The following is an 18,532-nucleotide window of genomic DNA, read 5'->3' as shown; positions in this document are numbered from 1 at the left end:
TCACCACTCGGTTACCGGTAGCCTGACGACGTGGCCGAACCCGTGTCCCAGAACGCTCCCGAGGATGACCCCGATCGCTCCGAGGAGGACAAGCCGAGGCTGTCCCGCTCCGAGGAGCGCGGGGGATCCCGACGGCGGCGCGCCAAACCCGCCAAGAAACGGTCGTTCTGGAAGGAACTGCCGATCCTGCTCGTGATCGCCCTGGTGCTCACGATCCTGATCCAGACATTCCTGGCGAAGGTCTTCATGATCCCTTCGGGCTCCATGGAGGCCACCCTGCACGGGTGCCCCGGGTGCACCGGCGACCGGATCCTCGTCGACCGGGTCACCTACGACTTCACCGAGCCCGCTCCGGGCGACGTGATCGTGTTCAAGGGCCCGCAGGCGTGGATCAACAACGAGATCGCGCCGCAGGAGTCGAGCAACATCGTCGTCCAGGCCCTGCGCGGGCTGGGCTCGCTGGTCGGGTTCGCCCCGCCGGACGAGCGTGACTTCGTCAAGCGGGTGATCGCGGTCGGCGGCCAGACCGTCCAGTGCTGCGACCCGCAGGGCCGCATGATCGTGGACGGCAAGGCGCTCGACGAGCCGTACATCCACTGGGAAGACCCGTCCGTCCAGGAGCAGAAGACGTTCGACCCGGTCAAGGTCCCCGCCGGGATGCTCTGGGTGCAGGGCGACAACCGCAACAACTCCGACGACTCCCGGTTCCAGGGCGGCGGCGGCGTGAACGGTGCGGTCCCGGTGGACAACGTCATCGGCAAGGCCCGGATCATCGTCCTGCCGCCGAGCCGGTGGGGCGGGATCAGCGACCACAACCCGCAGGACTCGGCGCAGCCGGTGGCCCTCGGGGCGCCGGCCTGGCAGAGCGGGCTCCCGCTCGGCGCCGGGATCGCGGCGGCGTGGCCGGCGTTGTTCGTCGGGCGCAAGCTCAAGTCCGGACTGCGCCGGGTGGCCGGGCGGAAACCCTAAGCACCCGACCCTTGCCGGCAGACGGGTGATCCAGCCTTGACACTTCCCGTTCCCCTGACGGCGGCCGAGCCGATCCGGCCACCGCGAGCCGTGGTGCGCGGCGACCTCTTCTGGGGTCTGCAGGGCGCGCTCGACCGCCGTGGCCTCGGCCCGGTCGCCGGCGTGGACGAAGCCGGCGCCGGGGCGTGCGCGGGGCCCCTGGTGGTCGCGGCCTGCGTGCTCAAGCAGGGCGACGCCGCGAAGCTCACCGAGCTGACGGACTCGAAGATGATGACGGCCAAAGCGCGCGACCGGGTCTACGACCTGGTCCTCGCCCGGGCCGTCGACTACTCGGTGATCGTCATCCCGACCGAAGAGGTCGATCTCTACGGCATCCGGGTGATGAACCTGGAGGGCATGCGCCGCGCCGCGGCGGCCCTGCGCGTGCAGCCGGGCTACATCCTCACCGACGGCTTCCGGGTCTCGGGGCTGACCGCCCCGAACGCCGCGGTCATCAAGGGCGACCGTTCGGTGGCCTGCATCGCGGCCGCGTCGGTGCTGGCCAAGGTGACGCGGGACCGCATCATGGCGGGCTACCACGACGACCTCCCGCACTACGGGTTCGACGTCCACAAGGGGTACAGCACGTCCGACCACCTGGCGGCGCTGCGCGAACACGGCCCCAGCGACGTCCACCGATGGTCGTACACGAACGTGGCCACGGTGGCCCTCAAGCACGGCCTGCGCCCCGCGCGGCCGGTCCTGCTGACGTACGCGGCGCTCGAGAAGGCCGTTGAGACGCCCGGCGCGACGAGCCTGGCCGCGGCCCTCGACGAGGCATTAGAGCCACAACTCAGCCTGCCGCTGCATGCCCCGGCCGCGGGTGTGGGTCACAATGAACGCTCCGCCGGAGCAGCACGAGCCCGAGGAGGGGCGCGGATTTCATGAGCGCAGAGGATCTCGAGAAGTACGAGACCGAGATGGAGCTCTCGCTGTACCGCGAGTACCGCGACATCGTCGGCCAGTTCTCGTACGTGGTGGAGACCGAGCGGCGGTTCTACCTGGCGAACGCGGTCGACGTCCAGGTCCGCGACGGCGGCGGTGAGGTGTACTTCGAGGTCCGCATGTCCGACGCGTGGGTCTGGGACATGTACCGCCCGGCCCGGTTCGTGAAGCACGTCCGGGTCATCACGTTCAAGGACGTCAACGTGGAGGAGCTGGACAAGCCGGACCTCCGCCTGCCGGAAGACGGCCCGTTCTCGGGCTAGTCCTGTTGAATGCCGACGGCGCCGGCTCACCCCACCGGGTGAGCCGGCGCCGTTCTTTTGTCGCGCCGGTTGTCCACAACACCCCGGTTGTCCACAGCCGGGCGATCCGGGTCTGGTGAACCCCGGCCGCCCGCTGGCATCGTCGAAAACGCACGCACCGTGATCACCGGGACCGCCCTGGTGACAGCGCGCACCGACGAGGGGGCGAACAGATGACGGGCACCGACGAGCTCGCGAGACACCGCCGCGACCTGGGCGCCTGGGGTGAGGACATCGCCCTCGGCTACCTCCGGGATCGCGGCCTCGTCCTGCTGGCCCGCAACTGGCGTTGCCGCGAAGGCGAGCTGGACCTCGTCTTCACCGACCGCACCCGGATCATCGTCTGCGAGGTGAAAACCCGCTCCGGCACGGAGTTCGGTCTCCCGACGGAAACGGTCTCCGAGGAGAAAGCCGGCCGCGTTCGCCGGGCCGCCCAACGCTGGCTCAGCGAGTTCCGCCTCGGCTGGTGCCCCGTCCGCTACGACGTGGTGACGATCCTGGCGGAGCCGGGCAGCCGGCCGCAGCTGCAGCACATCGAGGCGGCGTTCTGATGCCGATCGCCAAAGCCTGGTCCGCAGGCCTCCTCGGCATCAACGGCCGGGTGATCGAGATCGAGGCCGACCTCGGCGGCGGGCTGAGCCGGATCACCCTCGTGGGCCTGCCCGACGCCGGGTTGCGCGAGGCGAAGGACCGCGTCCGGTCCGCGGTCCGCAATTCCGGGCAGCCCTGGCCCGACGGCAAGATCACGCTCGGCCTGTCCCCGGCGAACCTGCCCAAGATGGGTTCGGCCTTCGACCTGGGCATCGCGGCGGCGGTGCTGGCGGCCTCGGGCGCGGTCCCGGCCACCCGCCTGCTCGGCACGGTGCTGCTCGGCGAACTGGCGCTGGACGGCCGCATCCGCGCGGTCCGCGGCATCCTCCCGGGCCTGCTGGCGGCCCGGGCGGCAGGCTACGGCCGAGCCGTCGTGCCGACGGACTCCCTCGTCGAGGCGGCCCTGGTGGACGGCATCGAGGTCTCGGGCGCGCCGCACCTGCGGGACTTCGTGGCCTGGCTGAAGCGCGAAGCCGACCTGGCCCACCCGGAGCCGCCGGGGCCGGTGACGCCACCGGAGGTGCCGGACCTGGCGGACGTCGTCGGCCAGCCGGAGGCCCGCTGGGCCCTGGAGGTCGCGGCGGCGGGCGGCCACCACCTGCTGCTGACCGGCCCGCCCGGCGTGGGCAAGACGATGCTGGCGAAGCGCCTGCCCGGCCTCCTCCCGCAGCTGACGCCGGAGGAGTCCCTGGAGGTCACCGCGGTCCACTCGGTCGACGGTTCGCTGTCGAAGTCGTCGCCGCTGGTCACGGTGCCACCGTTCGTGGCCCCGCACTATTCGATCTCGGTCCCGGCCCTGATCGGCGGAGGCAGCGGAATCGCCGCCCCGGGCGCCATCAGCCGAGCCCACCGCGGCGTGTTGTTCCTGGACGAGGTCTGCGAGTTCGGTGGCCAGTGCCTCGAGTCGCTCAGGACGGTCCTCGAGGAGGGCGAGGTGCGCATTTCCCGGGTGAAGGGGTCGATCACCTACCCCGCGCGGTTCCAGCTGGTCCTGGCGACCAACCCGTGCGCGTGCGCGCCCCCGAAGGACGCGGACTGCGTGTGCTCGCCGAGCGCCCGCCGACGCTACCTGGCCAAGCTGTCCGGCCCGCTGCTCGACCGCGTCGACCTGAGGGTCCGGTTGCGCCCGCTGAGCGCAATCACGGCGCACGACGCGGGCACGGCGGAGCCATCGGAGGCGGTCCGCCAACGAGTCTTCGCGGCGCGCGAGAGAGCCGCCGAGCGCTGGAGCGACCACGGCTGGTTGTCGAACTCGGAGGTCCCCGGCCCCGCGCTGCGCCGCGAGTTCGCCCTACCGGCGGACGCAACGGCACTGCTGGACCGAGCCATGGACAGAGGAGCCCTGAGCGGCCGAGGAGCCGACCGTTGCTTGCGAATCGCCTGGACCCTCGCCGACCTGGACGCCGAACCCCGCCCAGGAGCCGACCAAGTAGGCGCAGCCCTGGCCTTCCGAGAGCGAGTGGCGCCATGAGCCTCAACCAGCTGAATCCGACCGCCGCTGCGCTGCTGCGAGCGGCCGAGCCACCCCCGGCCGCCCACGGGCGCTCAGCTTTCCCCGAGCGCGTGGCCGACTCGGAGACACCGGCTCTCCTGGCTTTCGCCGCCGACCTCGGGTGTTCGCGTCTCCGGACGCGGGTGGCCGAGCCATCCTCGATCGACCGCCAGCGCTCGGCTTTCCTTGAGCGGATGACCGAGCCGCCGTCGACTCCGGCTGCCCCTGTTGGTTGCCGCGATCTGGCACCGATGCAGACCTTGGAGAAGCGGCTGGTTGAACTGCCAGCCCATGCCGCGGCTTCCTGTGCGCATGAGTGCGGTTGGTTGTTGTTTCGACTGTGGCCGGTGGTCGAGCCGCTGGCGCCCGGAGGGGTTGCCTCCATTGCCGAGCGCGATTGGCCGGTTCTTGAAGAGCAGGTGGGGTTGGAGTCCTCGGTGGCCGCCCGGGCTGCCTTTCTCGCCGAGCGTGGGTTGTCGGTGCTGCAGGAGCGGGTGGTTGAGTCGGCGGCGCGTGCCGTGATCGAGTCGTCGTCCGCCGCGTGTGATCTGTTGGTGTTCACCGAGCGGGCCGTCAAGCCGCCGGCGACGGTTTACTTGGCGCCTGCCGAGCGGTGCGAGCGGGTGGCGGCATGAGCGCCGAGGAGTTGCGGCAGGCACGCGCCTACCTGCTGCGCGTGGCCGAGCCCCCGGCGCCCGCCCTCGTCGCGTTCGTCGGCGAGCTTGGCCCCGTTGCGGCCGCCGCGCGGGTTCGGCGGGGTGATTGCCCGGCCGAAGTGCTCAAGGTGACCGAGGCGCGACGCGGCTTCGACCTTGTCGCCCAGGACTTCGCCCGAGCCGCCGAGATCGGTGCGCGTCTGGTTGTGCCCGAGGACGACGAGTGGCCCGCCTGGCCACTGCTCGCCTTGGACCTCGCGGCTCGGCGAGGCGTCACCGAAGCCGTGCCGCCGTTGGCCTTGTGGGTGGCCGGTGAGGTTGCGCTCGGGTCCGCCGCCGATCGGGCCGTGGCCATCGTCGGTGCCCGCGCCGCGACCGACTACGGCGAACACCACGCCGCCGAGTTCGCCTACGGTCTGGCCAGCCGGGGCGTGCCCGTGTTCTCGGGTGCCGCCTACGGCATCGACGGTGCAGCACACCGCGGCGCACTCGCCGCCGAGGGTGTCACCGTCGCCGTGCTGGGATGTGCTCTGGATGCGGGCTATCCGGCCGGGCACGCCGGGATGCTGAGCCGGATCGTCCGCTCTGGTGGCGCGATCGTCAGCGAGTACCCGCCGGGCACTCCGCCCGCCCGGCACCGCTTCCTCGTCCGCAACCGGCTCATCGCGGCCCTCACCGAGGGCACCCTGGTGGTCGAGGCGGGGCGACGCAGCGGCGCCCGCAACACCGCGAGCACCGCCGGCGCCATCGGCAAAGTGGTGATGGCCTTGCCTGGGCCGGTGTCGTCGGGGATGTCCGTCGGCTGTCACGAACTGATCCGCGATGCCAAAGCGACGCTGGTCTCGACCGTCGACCAAGTACTCGAGACCGTCGGACTGTTCGGCATCGCGGAGGGCACCGCCTCGAGCCGGCCGAAACGGCGCACCGACCGGCTGGGGCCCGAAGCGTTGCGTGCCTTCGAGGCGCTCGTTCTGCGCGCCGACCGGTCCGACGCCGAGATCGCGGCCGAATCGGGACTCCCGTTGCGGCGCGTGCGGGCGCTGCTTCCGGCCCTGGAGATCGACGGATTCGCCGTCCGCGGGGAGTCCGGCTGGCGACGACGGAAGGAAAGCGCATGAGGACGACGAAATCCGGCCGAAATCGTCGACGGCGTTCGGCCGGTCCGGTGGGGCGGCGTGGCGATCCTTGACCGGAGGCGGATGTTCGCGCAGCGTGACATCATGCCGCCACCACGCTCCGGCCGGGCCCGCCGTCCCGACCTGCGCGCGCTCCGGGCCGGGTTGCCCGAGGCCGTGCGAGCCGTCGTCACCGCCTACGAACGGCACCTCGGGCTCGAACGCGGCCTGTCCGCGCACACCGTCCGGGCGTACATCGGCGATGCGGTGTCGCTGCTGGCGTTCGTCGTGGACGGTGGCAGTGAGGTGGCGGAGCTGGACCTCGCCCGACTGCGTGCGTGGCTCGCCGCCCAGCAGTCCGGTGGGGCGAGCCGGACGACGCTCGCCCGGCGGGCGGCCTCGGCGCGGACGTTCACCGCCTGGGCGCACCGCACCGGCGTCCTGGCCACCGATCCCGGCGGCCGGCTGGCGGCGCCGCGGGCGCATCGCACCCTGCCGGGGGTGCTGCGTGCGGGGCAAGCCGGGGAGGTCATGCAGGCGTCGGCTGCCGGGGCTGCGCAACGCGATCCTGTCGCCCTGCGTGATCGCGCGATCGTCGAACTGCTCTACGCCACTGGCATCCGGGTGTCCGAGTTGTGTGGACTGGACGTCGGTGAGGCCGACTTCTCCCGTCGTGTCGTGACGGTGCTGGGCAAGGGCGGCAAGGAGCGTGTCGTGCCGTTCGGCGTCCCGGCCGCGGAGGCGCTCACGGACTGGATCGACGAGGGGCGGCCGAAGATCATCGCCGAAAGCGGTGGTGAGAGCGCTGAGCCCGCGCTTTTCCTGGGTGTCCGCGGCAAACGCGTCGACCCGCGGGCCGTGCGGCGCGTCGTCCACGACGCCGTCACGGCGGTGCCCGGAGCACTCGACATGGGGCCCCACGGCCTGCGGCATTCCGCCGCGACGCATCTGCTCGAAGGGGGTGCCGATCTCAGGAGCGTTCAGGAACTGCTTGGTCACGCTACGCTTGCCACGACGCAGCTCTACACTCATGTGACCGTCGACCGGTTGAAAGCGATCCATGACCGAGCGCACCCCAGGGCCTGAGGCGGTCCGGGGAGGCTTGCCGGGGTCGTTACCAGCCGGCCCGGCGGCGCACGCGCATCCGCACGAGCACGGAGACGACACTGAGCCGCATGCCGACAACGACTGTGCAATGACCGCAGGCCCGCACGTGACCGAAGCCGCCGGAGTGACCACTCACGGTGAGGCTGCCGTGCCCGCCGAAACCCGGGCCGGCTACGACGTCGACGCCGGGATCGCGGCTCTGTGGCAGCAGTTCGCCGACAGCCCGGACCAGGCGTCGCGCGATCGGCTCGTGCTGCACTACGCCCCGCTCGTCAAGTACGTCGCCGGCCGGGTCGGCACCGGGCTGCCCACCCACATCGACGTCGGCGACCTTGTTCAGTCGGGGATCTTCGGGCTCGTCGACGCGATCGAGAAGTTCGACCCCGAGCGCGGCCTGCGCTTCGAGACCTACGCGATGCAGCGCATCCGCGGCGCGATCCTCGACGACCTCCGTTCGCAGGACTGGGTGCCGCGCGCGGTCCGCAGCAAGGCCAAGGAGGCCGAGCGCGCGATGGAGCGCCTCGGCGCCCGCCTGCACCGCACCCCGACCGACGCGGAGCTCGCCACCGAACTCGGCATCGGCCTCGACGAGCTGCGCGACTTCTACGGCCAGCTGCAGCTGACCAGCGTCGTCGCGCTCGAGGACCTGGTGGCGGCGGGCAAGGACAGCGGCTCGCTGGTCGACACGTTGCCCGACGACGATGCCGTCGACCCGGTCGCGGTGCTCGTCGACCAGGACAACCGCCGCCAGCTCGCCCAGGCGATCGCGCAGCTCACCGAGCGGGACAAGATCGTGGTGAGCCTCTACTACTTCGAAAGCCTGACCCTCGCCGAGATCGGCAAGGTCCTCGGCGTCACGGAGTCGCGGGTGAGCCAGCTGCACACGCGGGCGGTCATGCGGCTGCGCGCCAAGCTGGTCGAGCAGACCGGCAACTGATCAGCGACCACCTCCCCACGGCTTGAGCCGGTATTCGCCGACCTCACCGGTCAACGCGAGGGGGTCGACGTACTCCTCGCCCCGGCGGACGCCCCAGTGCAGGCAGGCCGCCACCGTGCAGCCGGGATGGCCGGGCAGGACGGTGCCGAGCACCTGGCCGCGGTAGACCTGTTCGCCCACGGCAACTTTCGGGACGACGGGCTCGTAGGTGGTCCGGAGGCCACCGTCGTGGTCGACGGACAGCACCGGCCGCCCGCCCACGGAACCGGCGAAGACGACGACGCCCGCATCGGCGGCCAGCACCTCCTGCCCGGGGACGGCGGCCAGGTCGACTCCGCGGTGTCCAGGGCCGAAGGGTGTTTCCGGGGCATCGAAGTACTTCGTGATCACCGGAACGGGTGACAACGGCCAGGAAAGCCGCGGTTGCCGCGTAGTGGGGGAGTGATCGGCCGCGCCCGGGGACGGTGGGGTGCCCATGAGCGCAATCGCCCACAGCACGGCCGGCGCCGACGCGGCCGCAGGAGAAGCTGCAAGCTCGGCCGACGACGGGCTCGCGAGCCAGGCTGCCCCAGGTCCGGTTGGGATCGCCTCGATCGGCCACCCGGTCGGCTCCGCTCCGGGTAGCGCCAGGCCGCCCGCCAAGTGCTCGGCCGCCGGTTCGGCGAGGCGCGCGGATGGCTCCGTTCGACTGCCAGATCGAGGGCGCACCGGTAGCGGTGGCCCCGGCGGTGTGTGGCCGCTGGGCCGTGGCTCTGCTGCCGCGGGCGGGGGTCGGGATTCGCTCGGTCTGGCCGCACCTGTCCCCAGCCTCGTCGACGCCGGCAGCTCGGCTTCGGACGCCGTCGCGCGCGGCAAGGAGCCACACGACAGCTCGTACCCGTAGATCCCTCCGAAGACCGCCGTGACCAGGGCAATCGTGCCCGCCAACCATCTCCGCGCCCACCGTCGGGCCTGCTTGATCGACTCCATGACTCCAGCCTGCGGGACTCCTCGGCTCCGTGGGGAGCCGATGCTGAATCTGTGGATAACCGGAGCCGATGTGGACAACTGCGTCGCCCGGTGGCCGCCGGTGGGGGAGGGGGTGGTGGGAGGGGGTAGAATCTTTTGCGCAGTCCGTTTCAGCGGGCTGACTTCGCGTGCACGTGCGCGTTCCCCCTTCTGGACACAGCCGGGGGAGCGCACGGGGTCCGGCGGTCCTCGGGGGTCCTTCACTCCCCGGGGTCCGGGCACCGGCACGGGCACCAGGGCGATCGGCCACCCGGCCGGGAGCGACGAACCGAACAGCGGGCCGGCGCGGAAGCGCGGTGCGCACTACACAGAAGAGGTATGATTCCGGCAATGGCCGTCGTCACCATGAAGCAGCTGCTGGACAGCGGCGTGCACTTCGGGCACCAGACCCGTCGGTGGAACCCGAAGATGAAGCGCTACATCTTCACCGAGCGCAACGGCATCTACATCATCGACCTGCAGCAGACGCTGACCTACATCGACCGTGCGTACGAGTTCATCAAGGAGACCGTCGCGCACGGCGGCACCATCATGTTCGTCGGCACCAAGAAGCAGGCTCAGGAAGCCATCGCCAACGAGGCCGCGCGCGTGGGCATGCCCTACGTCAACCAGCGCTGGCTCGGCGGCATGCTGACCAACTTCCAGACCGTGCACAAGCGCCTCCTCCGCCTCAAGGAGCTCGAGGCCCAGGAGCAGACCGGCGGCTTCGCCGGCCTCACCAAGCGCGAGATCCTGACGCTGACCCGCGAGAAGGAAAAGCTGGAGAAGACCCTCGGCGGTATCCGCGACATGGCCAAGGTGCCGAGCGCGGTGTGGATCGTCGACACGAAGAAGGAGCACATCGCCGTCGGCGAGGCTCGGAAGCTGAACATCCCGGTCGTCGCGATCCTGGACACCAACTGCGACCCGGACGAGGTCGACTACCCGATCCCGGGCAACGACGACGCGATCCGCTCGGCCGCCCTTCTCACGAAGGTCGTCGCCGAGGCCGCCGCCGCCGGCCTGATGCAGCGCTCCAGCCGCAACGGCTCCTCGGCCGACGCGAAGCCGGAGCCGGGCGTCGCCTCCGACGAGCCGCTGGCCGAGTGGGAGAAGGAGCTGCTCGCCGGCTCCGAGACCGCCGCCGCCGACGCGACCGAGGCCGCTGCCGCGACCGAGGCCGCCACCGAGCAGGCGACCGCCTCCTCCTGATGCTCCACCGCCCGTGCGGCCGCGCCCCCGGGGCCCGGCCGCACGGGTGTAGCAACCCACAGATTTCCTGCAAAGGACGGATTTACCAGAATGGCGAACTACACCGCCGCTGACGTGAAGCGCCTGCGCGAGATGACCGGCGCCGGCATGATGGACTGCAAGAAGGCCCTCGAGGAGAACGGCGGCGACTTCGACAAGGCCGTCGAGTTCCTGCGGATCAAGGGCGCCAAGGACGTCGGCAAGCGCGCCGAGCGCGCCACCGCCGAGGGCCTGGTCACCGGCGACGGCGGCGTCCTCATCGAGCTCGACTCCGAGACCGACTTCGTCGCGAAGAACGCCGACTTCCAGGCGCTCGCCGCGAAGATCGTCGAGGTCGCGAAGACCCTCAAGACCTCCGACGTCGAGGCGCTCAAGGCCGCCGAGCTCGACGGCAAGACCGTCAACGAGGTCGTCCAGGAGCTGTCGGCCCGCATCGGCGAGAAGCTCGAGCTGCGCCGCGTCGTCGCCTTCGAGGGCCAGACCGCGACCTACCTGCACCGCCGCGGCTCCGACCTGCCGCCGGCCGTCGGTGTGCTCGTCGAGTTCACCGGTGACGACGCCGAGGCCGCCCGCGGGGCCGCCATGCAGGTCGCCGCGCTGCGCGCCAAGTACCTGACCCGCGACGAGGTGCCGGCCGAGATCGTCGAGAACGAGCGCCGCATCGCCGAGCAGACCGCCCGCGAAGAGGGCAAGCCGGAGCAGGCCATGCCGAAGATCATCGAGGGCAAGGTCAACGCCTACTACAAGGACAACGTCCTGCTCGAGCAGCCGTCGGTCAAGGACAACAAGAAGACCGTCAAGGCCCTGCTCGACGAGGCCGGCGTGACGCTGACCAAGTTCGCGCGCTTCGAGGTCGGCCAGGCCTGACTTCAGGCCAGGGCGTAGGTTCTACACCCACAGTGCCCCGTCTCCGTCCATCGGGGACGGGGCACTGTCGGGTCCGGAGAGAAAACACGGTCGAGGGGCACCCCGCCGACGTACTCCCTCCCGCGGAGACGGCCAACAACACAGGAGGCGACATAGATGGGTGACCGGGTCGAAGGTGGCTACCGGCGGGTGCTGCTGAAGCTGGGCGGCGAGATGTTCGGCGGTGGTTCGATCGGCGTCGATCCCGACGTCGTGCACTCGGTCGCGCAGCAGATCGCCGACGTCGCCCGGACCGGCGTCCAGGTCGCCGTCGTGATCGGCGGCGGCAACTACTTCCGCGGCGCCGAGCTGTCGCAGCGCGGCATGGACCGCGACCGCGCCGACTACATGGCGATGCTGGGCACCGTGATGAACTGCCTGGCGCTGCAGGACTTTCTGGAGAAGGAAGGCCTGCCCACCCGCGTGCAGACCGCCATCACGATGGGCCAGGTCGCCGAGCCCTACATCCCGCGCCGCGCCGAGCGGCACCTGGAGAAGGGCCGCGTCGTGATCTTCGGCGCCGGGGTCGGCATGCCGTACTTCTCCACCGACACCGCGGCCGCGCAGCGGGCGCTCGAACTGGGCTGCGAAGCCGTCCTGATGGCCAAGGCCGTCGACGGCGTCTACACCGCGGACCCGAAGGCCGACCCCACCGCCGAGATGTTCCGCGAGATCACCCACCGCGAGGTGCTGGAGCGGGACCTCAAGGTCGCCGACGCGACGGCGTTCAGCCTCTGCATGGACAACAACATGCCGATCATCGTGTTCAACCTGCTCACCGAGGGGAACATCGCCCGCGCGGTGAGTGGTGAAAGAATCGGCACGTTGGTCAGCACCCCCACTGCCGGGGTGCCGGCCTAGACCTGCTGGGATCAGCAAGCGCCACCCATCACAACTACGGGAGTGACCGTGATCGACGAGACCCTCCTCGATGCCGAGGAGAAGATGGAAAAAGCGGTGTCCGTCGCCAAGGACGAGCTGCAGTCGGTTCGCACCGGCCGGGCTTCGTCGGCGATGTTCTCGCGGATCGTCGTCGAGTACTACGGCTCGCCGACCCCGCTGAACCAGCTGGCCAGCGTGAACGTGCCGGAAGCCCGCATGGCGCTGATCAAGCCCTACGACCAGTCGCAGCTCGGCGCGATCGAGAAGGCGATCCGGGAGTCCGACCTCGGGGTCAACCCGAGCAACGACGGCCAGGTCATCCGCATCGTCATCCCGCAGCTCACCGAGGAGCGGCGCAAGGAGATGGTGAAGGTCGCCAAGGGCAAGGGCGAAGACGCCCGCGTCTCGATCCGCAGCGTCCGGCGCAAGGCCAAGGACGAGCTCGACCGCATCGCCAAGGACGGCGAGGCCGGTGAGGACGACGTCGCGCGCGCGGAGAAGGAACTGCAGAACCTGACCGACACCTACGTGCACAAGGTCGACGAGCTGGTCAAGCACAAGGAAGCCGAGCTGCTCGAGGTCTGATGGCACAGGTGAGCGAGGAACGCGAGGACCGGGTGGACGCCACCGGAGCACGCCCGGCGGCCACGCCCGGGACGTCGGAGCCGGCTGACGCCGGTACGCCGGCCACGCCGGAGTTTCCGGGAACCGCCGGGGCTTCGGCGACCTCGGAAACCCCGCAGGCGGCGGCAACGCCGGCCGTACCGGAGACCTCGGGCGCCGGCGAAGCGGCCCGGTTGTCGGCGGCCGGTACCGCCGCGGCGGACACGCCGGCGGCCTCGCGGACCGGCGAGGCGGGCGGTGCTCCGGCGGCCTCGCGGACCGGTGAGGGCGGCGCTCCGGTGAAAACGCCGGCGGTTTCGGCCAACGGCGCGGCGGAGACTCCTGGAACCGTCGATGCCGAATCGGGCGCTTCGGACACCCCGGCGCCGCCGGAGGCCGTCAAGAAGGCGTCCAAGGCCGGCCGGAACCTGCCCGCGGCGATCGGGGTCGCGCTGCTGCTCGGCGCCGCGATCATCGTTTCCCTGCTCACCGTTCGCTACCTGTTCATCGGGATCATCGCGATCGCGATCGCGGTCGGCACCGTCGAGTTCGCCGGGGTGCTGCGCCGGGTCGCCGACATCCGGGTCGCGATGATCCCGGTGCTCGTCGGCGGGCAGGCGATGATCTGGCTCGCCTGGCCGTTCGGGCGGGAGGGCGCGCTCACCGCGTTCGTCCTGACCGTCCTGGCCTGCCTGCTCTGGCGGCTGCCGGGCGGTGCGAAGGGCTACCTGCGCGACATCAGCGCGTCCGTCTTCGCCGCCGCCTACCTGCCGCTGTTCGCCGCCTTCGCGGCGATGCTCGTGCCCCCGCACGACGGCGTCGGGCGGGTGCTCACCTTCCTGATCGGCGTCGTCGCGTCGGACACCGGCGGCTACATCGCCGGCGTGCTCGGCGGCAAGCACCCGATGGCGCCCACCATCAGCCCGAAGAAGACCTGGGAAGGGTTCGCGGGTTCGGTCATCGGCGGTGTCGTCGCCGGGGCGCTGACGCTCAGCCTGATGCTCGACGGCCACGTCTGGCAGGGTGTGATCTTCGGTGTCGCCGTCGTGCTGACCGCGACGCTGGGCGACCTCGTCGAGTCGCTGATCAAGCGCGACCTCGGGGTCAAGGACATGGGGACGCTGCTGCCCGGGCACGGCGGGATCATGGACCGCCTCGACTCGCTGCTGCCCTCGGCCGTCGTGTCCTGGCTGCTGCTTTCGGCGTTCGTGCCGGTCTAGTCGTCGTAGGGGTCGTCGACCTCCGCGCGGCCCCAGCCTTCGGTGACGCGCGAGTGGTCGATGACGGCGAAGACCGCGCCTTCGGGGTCGGCGAGGATCGACATCCGGCCGAACGGGGTGTCGTACGGCTGGATCACCACCGTGCCGCCGTGCATGATGGCCTCGCCCGCGACCGCGTCGACGCCGCGGGCCGGGTCGATGTCGAAGTACACGAGCCAGTGCGGCGGGGTGTCGAGGCTGTACTCCGAACCCATCACGTACCGGTACAGCACCGGCTCGTGCTCGATGAGCCATTCGACGTAGTCGAGCATCTCGCCGTCGCCGATCTGGTGGCTGCCGTAGGTGAACAGCTTGGTGTAGAAGTGATCCGCCGCGACGCCGTCGTGGGTGTTGAGGTCCGCGCCGCTGAAGGTGTTCGGGATGCCGGTGACGAACTCCCAGTTCGGCGGCACCTCCCAGAACACCACCGGCGCGCCGCACGCGTCGAGGGCGTGCATGATCGTGCCGCGGTCCGGGATCGCCACCGGCCCGAGGGTGATCCGGCCGCCGAGGTGCTCGACCCACTCGGCCGCGCTCGCGGTGTGCGGCACGGAGATGTGCGGCACCCAGCCCAGCGGGGCACCCTGGGCCGCGCGGTAGAGGCCGCCGACGGGCAGGCCGTTCAGCGCCCCGATGGCGTAGCGGCCGTCGGAGGTCGCCGGATCGCGTTGAGTGGTGAACTCCCAGCCGAAGAGGGCACCGTAGAATCTCTCTGCCACGGCCTGCTCCCGGCAGGCCAGCTCGATCCAGCACGGAATTCCGGCCGGGACCGGGGACGGGGTACTGGATGGGCCGACTGCCATGGGTGCTCCTCCCGATACCCACCGGATTCTAGGCGTGATCCGTGAGTTTTCCGCCAAGAATTCGCCACCGTGCGGGCACGGCCCGGCGACGAGGACCCGGAAGGAGCAGCGGGGGTGCGGTGGTCGTCGCGGCGCGCGGAGGTCGTGCCCAGCCCCAACATCTGGTACTACCAGGCCGATTACGAGCTGGAGAACCGTGCGCAGGACAGCGGCGGCGAAATCTGGCGGGTGCTCCGGGAGGAGCACGACTGGACCGGCCGGGACGTGCTGGACGTCGGCTGCGGTGACGGGTTTCACTTGCCCCGCTTCGCCCGTGACGCGCGATCGGTGCTCGGCGTGGAGCCGCACGAGCCGCTGGTGCGAAGCGCGCTGAAGCGCGTGGCGGGACTGTCGAACGTGGACGTCCGGATGGGCCGCGCGCAGCGGCTGCCGGTCCGCAGCGCGAGTGTGGACGTCGTCCACGCGCGCACGGCGTACTTCTTCGGGCCCGGGTGCGAGCCCGGGCTGGCGGAGGCGGAGCGGGTGCTGCGGCCGGGCGGCGCGATCCTGATCGTCGACCTCGACGTCACCAGCGAGCCCTACGGCCGCTGGATGCGCGCCGACCTACCGCACTACGACCCGGTCGCGGTGGAACGGTTCTTCGCCAGGGCCCGCTTCGGCTGCCGCCGGGTCGCGACCGAATGGCGTTTCGCGACCGCCGCGGACCTCGCGGCCGTGCTGAAGATCGAGTTCAGCAAGCCCGTCGCCGAACAGGCGATCGCGGAGTCCTTGCAGCGTAACGGGAATCGCGCCGAGGACCTGACGCTGCCGGTGGGTTACCGCGTCCACACGCGGGTGAAGCCCACCGGCCTCGTCCTGCCAGGTCACTCGGCCGTCTCCGTCGAACCCGCCGAGGACTCGTCCTCGTCTTCGCCGAGGATGCCGTAGAGCGAGCGCCGGGCGTCGTTGAGCACCTCGGCCGCGCGGGCCTGCTGGCTCTCGGTGCCCGCGCGCATGATCTGCACGACGGCGGCGGCCAGGTTCTTGCCCGCCTTCGCGAGCCCGACCTCGACCGGGTCGACGTCCTGCGCGATCTGCTCCCACGGCGGGGTGCTGTCCTGCTCTTCCGCGGCGGCGCGGCCGGCGTCGGTCAGCTCGAACAGCTTCTTGCCGTGCTCGTCCTTGCTGATCACCAGGCCTTCGTCGGCCAGCAGCTGCAGCGTCGGGTAGACCGAGCCGGGGCTGGGCCGCCAGAAGCCGCCGGAGCGCTCGCCGATCTCGCGGATGATCTCGTAGCCGTGCCGGGGCTGCTCGGCGAGCAGCGCCAGGATCGCGGCGCGGACGTCACCGCGGCGGCTGCGCCGTCCGCCGTGACCCCGCCGGTGCGGGCCGTGGCCGCCGCGGCCGCGTCCACCGGGGCCGAAGCCCGGGGGGAACTCGCCGAAACCACCGAAGGGCCCGAAAGGTGCGCGCCCACGTTCGTGGGCGAAGGGGTGTCGTTGCCTACGCATGTCTGGTGTTCCTTTCTCGAACTGTTGCGACACGTTCACGATATATCGGAAACAGTCGGCTGACAACCCGCCTTCGGTGAGCTCGCTCACGGAACTTGAGCCGGCCGGATCCGGCGACCTAGATTAGGCATGCCTAACCACCTGTTAGCAAAGGTAACGACCTGTGCGGACCCGCTCGCTCCCGCTGACGGCCGGGTTGCTGGTCCTCACCGCGGCCGTGGCCGCCGCCGTGCTGCTCAGCATCGGTGTTGGCACCCGCGGCCTGAGCCCGGGCACCGTGCTCGACGCGCTCTTCCACTTCGACGCGGGCAACCCCGACCACCTCGTCGTCCGCGAGCTCCGCCTCCCGCGCACCCTCGCCGGAGTGCTCGCCGGGGTCGCGCTCGGCCTCTCCGGCGCCGTCATCCAGGGCGCGACCCGCAACCCGCTGGCCGATCCGGGGCTGCTCGGCGTCAACGCCGGTGCCGCGCTGTTCGTCGTCCTCGGCATCGGCACCTTCGGCATCACGAGTGTCGGCGGGTACGTCTGGTTCGGCTTCCTGGGCGCCGCGGCCGCCGGCGGCGTGGTCTACGGCGTCAGCTCCCTCGGCCGGGCCGGGGCCACGCCGGTGAAGCTCGCCCTCGCCGGTGCCGCGGTGACGGCGGCCCTGGCCTCGGTGACCAGCGCCTTGCTGCTCACCGACCAGACGACGTTCGACCAGTACCGGTTCTGGCAGGTCGGCTCGCTGACCGGCCGGGACGCCGCGACGATCACCCAGGCCGTGCCGTTCGTGGTGGCCGGTGTGCTGCTCGCGCTGGTCGCCGCGCGCCAGCTCAACGCGCTCGCGCTCGGCGAGGACGTCGCCCGCTCGCTCGGCCAGAACGTGGCCGTGGCGCGGGGAGTCTGCGCGCTCGCCGTCGTCGTCCTCTGCGGTTCGGCCACGGCGATCGCCGGGCCGATCGCGTTCGTCGGGCTGACCGTGCCGCACGCCGCGCGGCTCGTCACCGGGCCCGACCACCGCTGGCTGCTGCCGTACTCGGCGTTGCTCGCGCCGCTGCTCCTGCTGGTGTCCGACGTCGCCGGCCGGGTGGTCGCGCGCCCGGCCGAGGTCCAGGTCGGGATCGTCACCGCGCTCGTCGGCGCGCCCGTGTTCGTGTTCCTCGTGCGGCGCCGGAAGGTCGTGGCGGTGTGAACGCCGTCGAGGTGGTCGCCGCCGCACGGCGGCAGGGCGCGTTCCGGTCCGGCGCGGTGACGCTGGTGTTGCTGCTGGCGATCGTCGTCGTCTTCGCGGTCTCCCTGGCCGTGGGCGACTTCCCGGTGCCGCTCGCCGATCTCCCCGGCCTGCTCTTCGGCGACGGGGTGGGCCGCGCGGCCTACGTCGTCACGGAGCTGAGGTTGCCGCGTGCGGTCACCGGCGTCCTCGTCGGCGCCGCCTTCGGGACGTCCGGCGCGCTCTTCCAGCGGCTGCTGCGCAATCCGCTGGCCAGCCCGGACGTCATCGGCGTGACGCAGGGCGCGAGCGCGGCCGCGGTCGTGGCCATCGTGCTGTTCGGTGCGGCCGGGCCGGTGGTGTCGGCCGCGGCGCTGGCGGGTGCGCTGCTCACCGGCGCCACGATCTACCTCCTCGCGCGCCGCGGCGGCGTTCACGGCTACCGGCTGGTGCTGGTCGGCGTCGGGGTCGGCGCGGTGCTGACCAGCGTCGTCTCGTACCTGATGACCTGGGCCGACGTCACCCTCGCCCAGCAGGCCCTCGTCTGGCTCACCGGCAACCTCAACGGCCGCGGCTGGGACCACGTCGTCCCGCTGGCGGCGGCGCTCGCCGTCCTGCTGCCCGCGGCGCTGCTGCGGAGCCGCGCGCTCGCCGGGCTCCAGCTCGGCGACGACACCGCCGCCGGGCTCGGCTTGCGCGTCGAACGCAGCCGTCTCGTGTTGCTGCTGATCGCCGTCGCGCTCGCCGCCTTCGCGACGGCGGCCGCGGGACCGGTCGCGTTCGTCGCCTTCGTGGCCAACCCGATCGCGACCCGGCTCGTCGGCGGCGCCCGCGCGGGACTGCTGCCCGCGGCCCTGACCGGCGCGCTCGTCGTGCTGCTGGGCGACTTCGCGGCCCAGCACCTGCTCGGCGAACAGCTGCCGGTCGGGGTCGTCACCGGCGCCGTCGGCGCCCCGTACCTGCTGTGGCTGCTGGCCACGGCCAACCGCGCCGGGCGAGTGTGAGGAAC

Annotated in this window: 20 protein-coding genes; 17 read left to right on the top strand and 3 right to left on the bottom strand. The window is 71.4% G+C overall.

Annotation, left to right across the window (positions count from 1 at the left end; all coding sequences use genetic code 11):
• Positions 1–30: 30 nt before the first annotated feature.
• The 9 genes from lepB to HUT10_RS17300 all read left to right on the top strand — a co-directional run bounded on the left by lepB (position 31) and on the right by HUT10_RS17300 (position 8,153).
• Positions 31–969, top strand: a complete 939-nt coding sequence (lepB, locus tag HUT10_RS17340) for a signal peptidase I (protein ID WP_176172166.1) — start codon at positions 31–33, stop codon at positions 967–969.
• Positions 970–1,059: 90 nt separating this feature from the next.
• A complete protein-coding gene (locus HUT10_RS17335) occupies positions 1,060–1,896 on the top strand; it encodes a ribonuclease HII (RefSeq protein ID WP_176177869.1) in 837 nt (278 codons plus the stop codon).
• Entirely contained in the window at positions 1,893–2,216 is a 324-nt protein-coding gene (locus tag HUT10_RS17330) for a DUF2469 domain-containing protein (protein ID WP_003096226.1), read from the top strand. Before HUT10_RS17335 ends, HUT10_RS17330 begins: the two co-directional genes overlap by 4 nt.
• 212 nt (positions 2,217–2,428) lie before the next feature.
• Positions 2,429–2,806, top strand: coding sequence for a YraN family protein (locus HUT10_RS17325; protein ID WP_176172165.1), 378 nt, complete (start codon positions 2,429–2,431; stop codon positions 2,804–2,806).
• Complete coding sequence (locus HUT10_RS17320) at positions 2,806–4,317, top strand: YifB family Mg chelatase-like AAA ATPase (RefSeq protein WP_176172164.1); 1,512 nt, start codon at positions 2,806–2,808, stop codon at positions 4,315–4,317. The genes HUT10_RS17325 and HUT10_RS17320 overlap by 1 nt, the downstream gene beginning before the upstream one ends.
• Positions 4,314–4,973: a hypothetical protein gene (locus HUT10_RS17315; RefSeq protein ID WP_176172163.1), complete on the top strand. Its 660-nt coding sequence runs from the start codon at positions 4,314–4,316 to the stop codon at positions 4,971–4,973. Before HUT10_RS17320 ends, HUT10_RS17315 begins: the two co-directional genes overlap by 4 nt.
• Positions 4,970–6,112: a DNA-processing protein DprA gene (gene dprA / locus HUT10_RS17310; protein WP_176172162.1), complete on the top strand. Its 1,143-nt coding sequence runs from the start codon at positions 4,970–4,972 to the stop codon at positions 6,110–6,112. Before HUT10_RS17315 ends, dprA begins: the two co-directional genes overlap by 4 nt.
• Positions 6,113–6,214: 102 nt before the next feature.
• Positions 6,215–7,195 (top strand): tyrosine recombinase XerC, encoded by a 981-nt coding sequence (locus HUT10_RS17305; protein WP_176177868.1) that lies wholly within the window; start codon positions 6,215–6,217, stop codon positions 7,193–7,195.
• 109 nt (positions 7,196–7,304) lie between these two features.
• Entirely contained in the window at positions 7,305–8,153 is an 849-nt protein-coding gene (locus HUT10_RS17300) for a FliA/WhiG family RNA polymerase sigma factor (protein ID WP_176172161.1), read from the top strand.
• Here the strand turns inward: HUT10_RS17300 and HUT10_RS17295 are convergent, their stop codons facing one another.
• Positions 8,154–8,630, bottom strand: a complete 477-nt coding sequence (locus HUT10_RS17295; protein WP_217709621.1) for a M23 family metallopeptidase — start codon at positions 8,628–8,630, stop codon at positions 8,154–8,156. It abuts the gene before it with no gap.
• A gap of 861 nt (positions 8,631–9,491) precedes the next feature.
• Between HUT10_RS17295 and rpsB the strand changes: the two genes are divergently transcribed.
• From rpsB to HUT10_RS17270, 5 genes are all read left to right on the top strand, one after another.
• A complete protein-coding gene (rpsB, locus tag HUT10_RS17290; protein ID WP_176172160.1) occupies positions 9,492–10,352 on the top strand; it encodes a 30S ribosomal protein S2 in 861 nt (286 codons plus the stop codon).
• Between the two features lie 90 nt (positions 10,353–10,442).
• Positions 10,443–11,258 (top strand): translation elongation factor Ts, encoded by an 816-nt coding sequence (gene tsf / locus HUT10_RS17285; RefSeq protein ID WP_176172159.1) that lies wholly within the window; start codon positions 10,443–10,445, stop codon positions 11,256–11,258.
• Positions 11,259–11,414: 156 nt separating this feature from the next.
• Positions 11,415–12,158, top strand: coding sequence for a UMP kinase (gene pyrH / locus HUT10_RS17280; protein ID WP_013223864.1), 744 nt, complete (start codon positions 11,415–11,417; stop codon positions 12,156–12,158).
• Between the two features lie 48 nt (positions 12,159–12,206).
• Positions 12,207–12,764: a ribosome recycling factor gene (frr, locus tag HUT10_RS17275; RefSeq protein WP_003065592.1), complete on the top strand. Its 558-nt coding sequence runs from the start codon at positions 12,207–12,209 to the stop codon at positions 12,762–12,764.
• On the top strand, positions 12,764–14,002 hold the full coding sequence (locus tag HUT10_RS17270) for a CDP-archaeol synthase (RefSeq protein ID WP_176172158.1): 1,239 nt from the start codon (positions 12,764–12,766) through the stop codon (positions 14,000–14,002). The genes frr and HUT10_RS17270 overlap by 1 nt, the downstream gene beginning before the upstream one ends.
• On the opposite strand, the gene HUT10_RS17265 is transcribed toward HUT10_RS17270, so the two are convergent.
• Complete coding sequence (locus tag HUT10_RS17265; RefSeq protein ID WP_176172157.1) at positions 13,999–14,844, bottom strand: VOC family protein; 846 nt, start codon at positions 14,842–14,844, stop codon at positions 13,999–14,001. The genes HUT10_RS17270 and HUT10_RS17265 overlap by 4 nt on opposite strands.
• Before the next feature lie 114 nt (positions 14,845–14,958).
• Here HUT10_RS17265 and HUT10_RS17260 point away from each other — a divergent pair, with 114 nt between their 5' ends.
• On the top strand, positions 14,959–15,771 hold the full coding sequence (locus tag HUT10_RS17260) for a class I SAM-dependent methyltransferase (protein WP_176177866.1): 813 nt from the start codon (positions 14,959–14,961) through the stop codon (positions 15,769–15,771).
• Here HUT10_RS17260 and HUT10_RS17255 read toward each other — a convergent pair.
• Positions 15,708–16,334, bottom strand: coding sequence for a PadR family transcriptional regulator (locus HUT10_RS17255; protein WP_176172156.1), 627 nt, complete (start codon positions 16,332–16,334; stop codon positions 15,708–15,710). The two genes, HUT10_RS17260 and HUT10_RS17255, sit on opposite strands and share 64 nt — an antisense overlap.
• 163 nt (positions 16,335–16,497) lie before the next feature.
• Between HUT10_RS17255 and HUT10_RS17250 the strand changes: the two genes are divergently transcribed.
• Both HUT10_RS17250 and HUT10_RS17245 read left to right on the top strand, forming a co-directional pair.
• Positions 16,498–17,505, top strand: coding sequence for an iron ABC transporter permease (locus HUT10_RS17250; protein ID WP_176172155.1), 1,008 nt, complete (start codon positions 16,498–16,500; stop codon positions 17,503–17,505).
• Positions 17,502–18,527, top strand: a complete 1,026-nt coding sequence (locus HUT10_RS17245; protein ID WP_176172154.1) for an iron chelate uptake ABC transporter family permease subunit — start codon at positions 17,502–17,504, stop codon at positions 18,525–18,527. Before HUT10_RS17250 ends, HUT10_RS17245 begins: the two co-directional genes overlap by 4 nt.
• The last annotated feature ends 5 nt before the right edge of the window (positions 18,528–18,532 follow it).

Source organism: Amycolatopsis sp. Hca4 (assembly GCF_013364075.1).
Classification (GTDB): Bacteria; Actinomycetota; Actinomycetes; order Mycobacteriales; family Pseudonocardiaceae; genus Amycolatopsis.
This window is presented reverse-complemented; position numbering and strand designations above follow the sequence as displayed.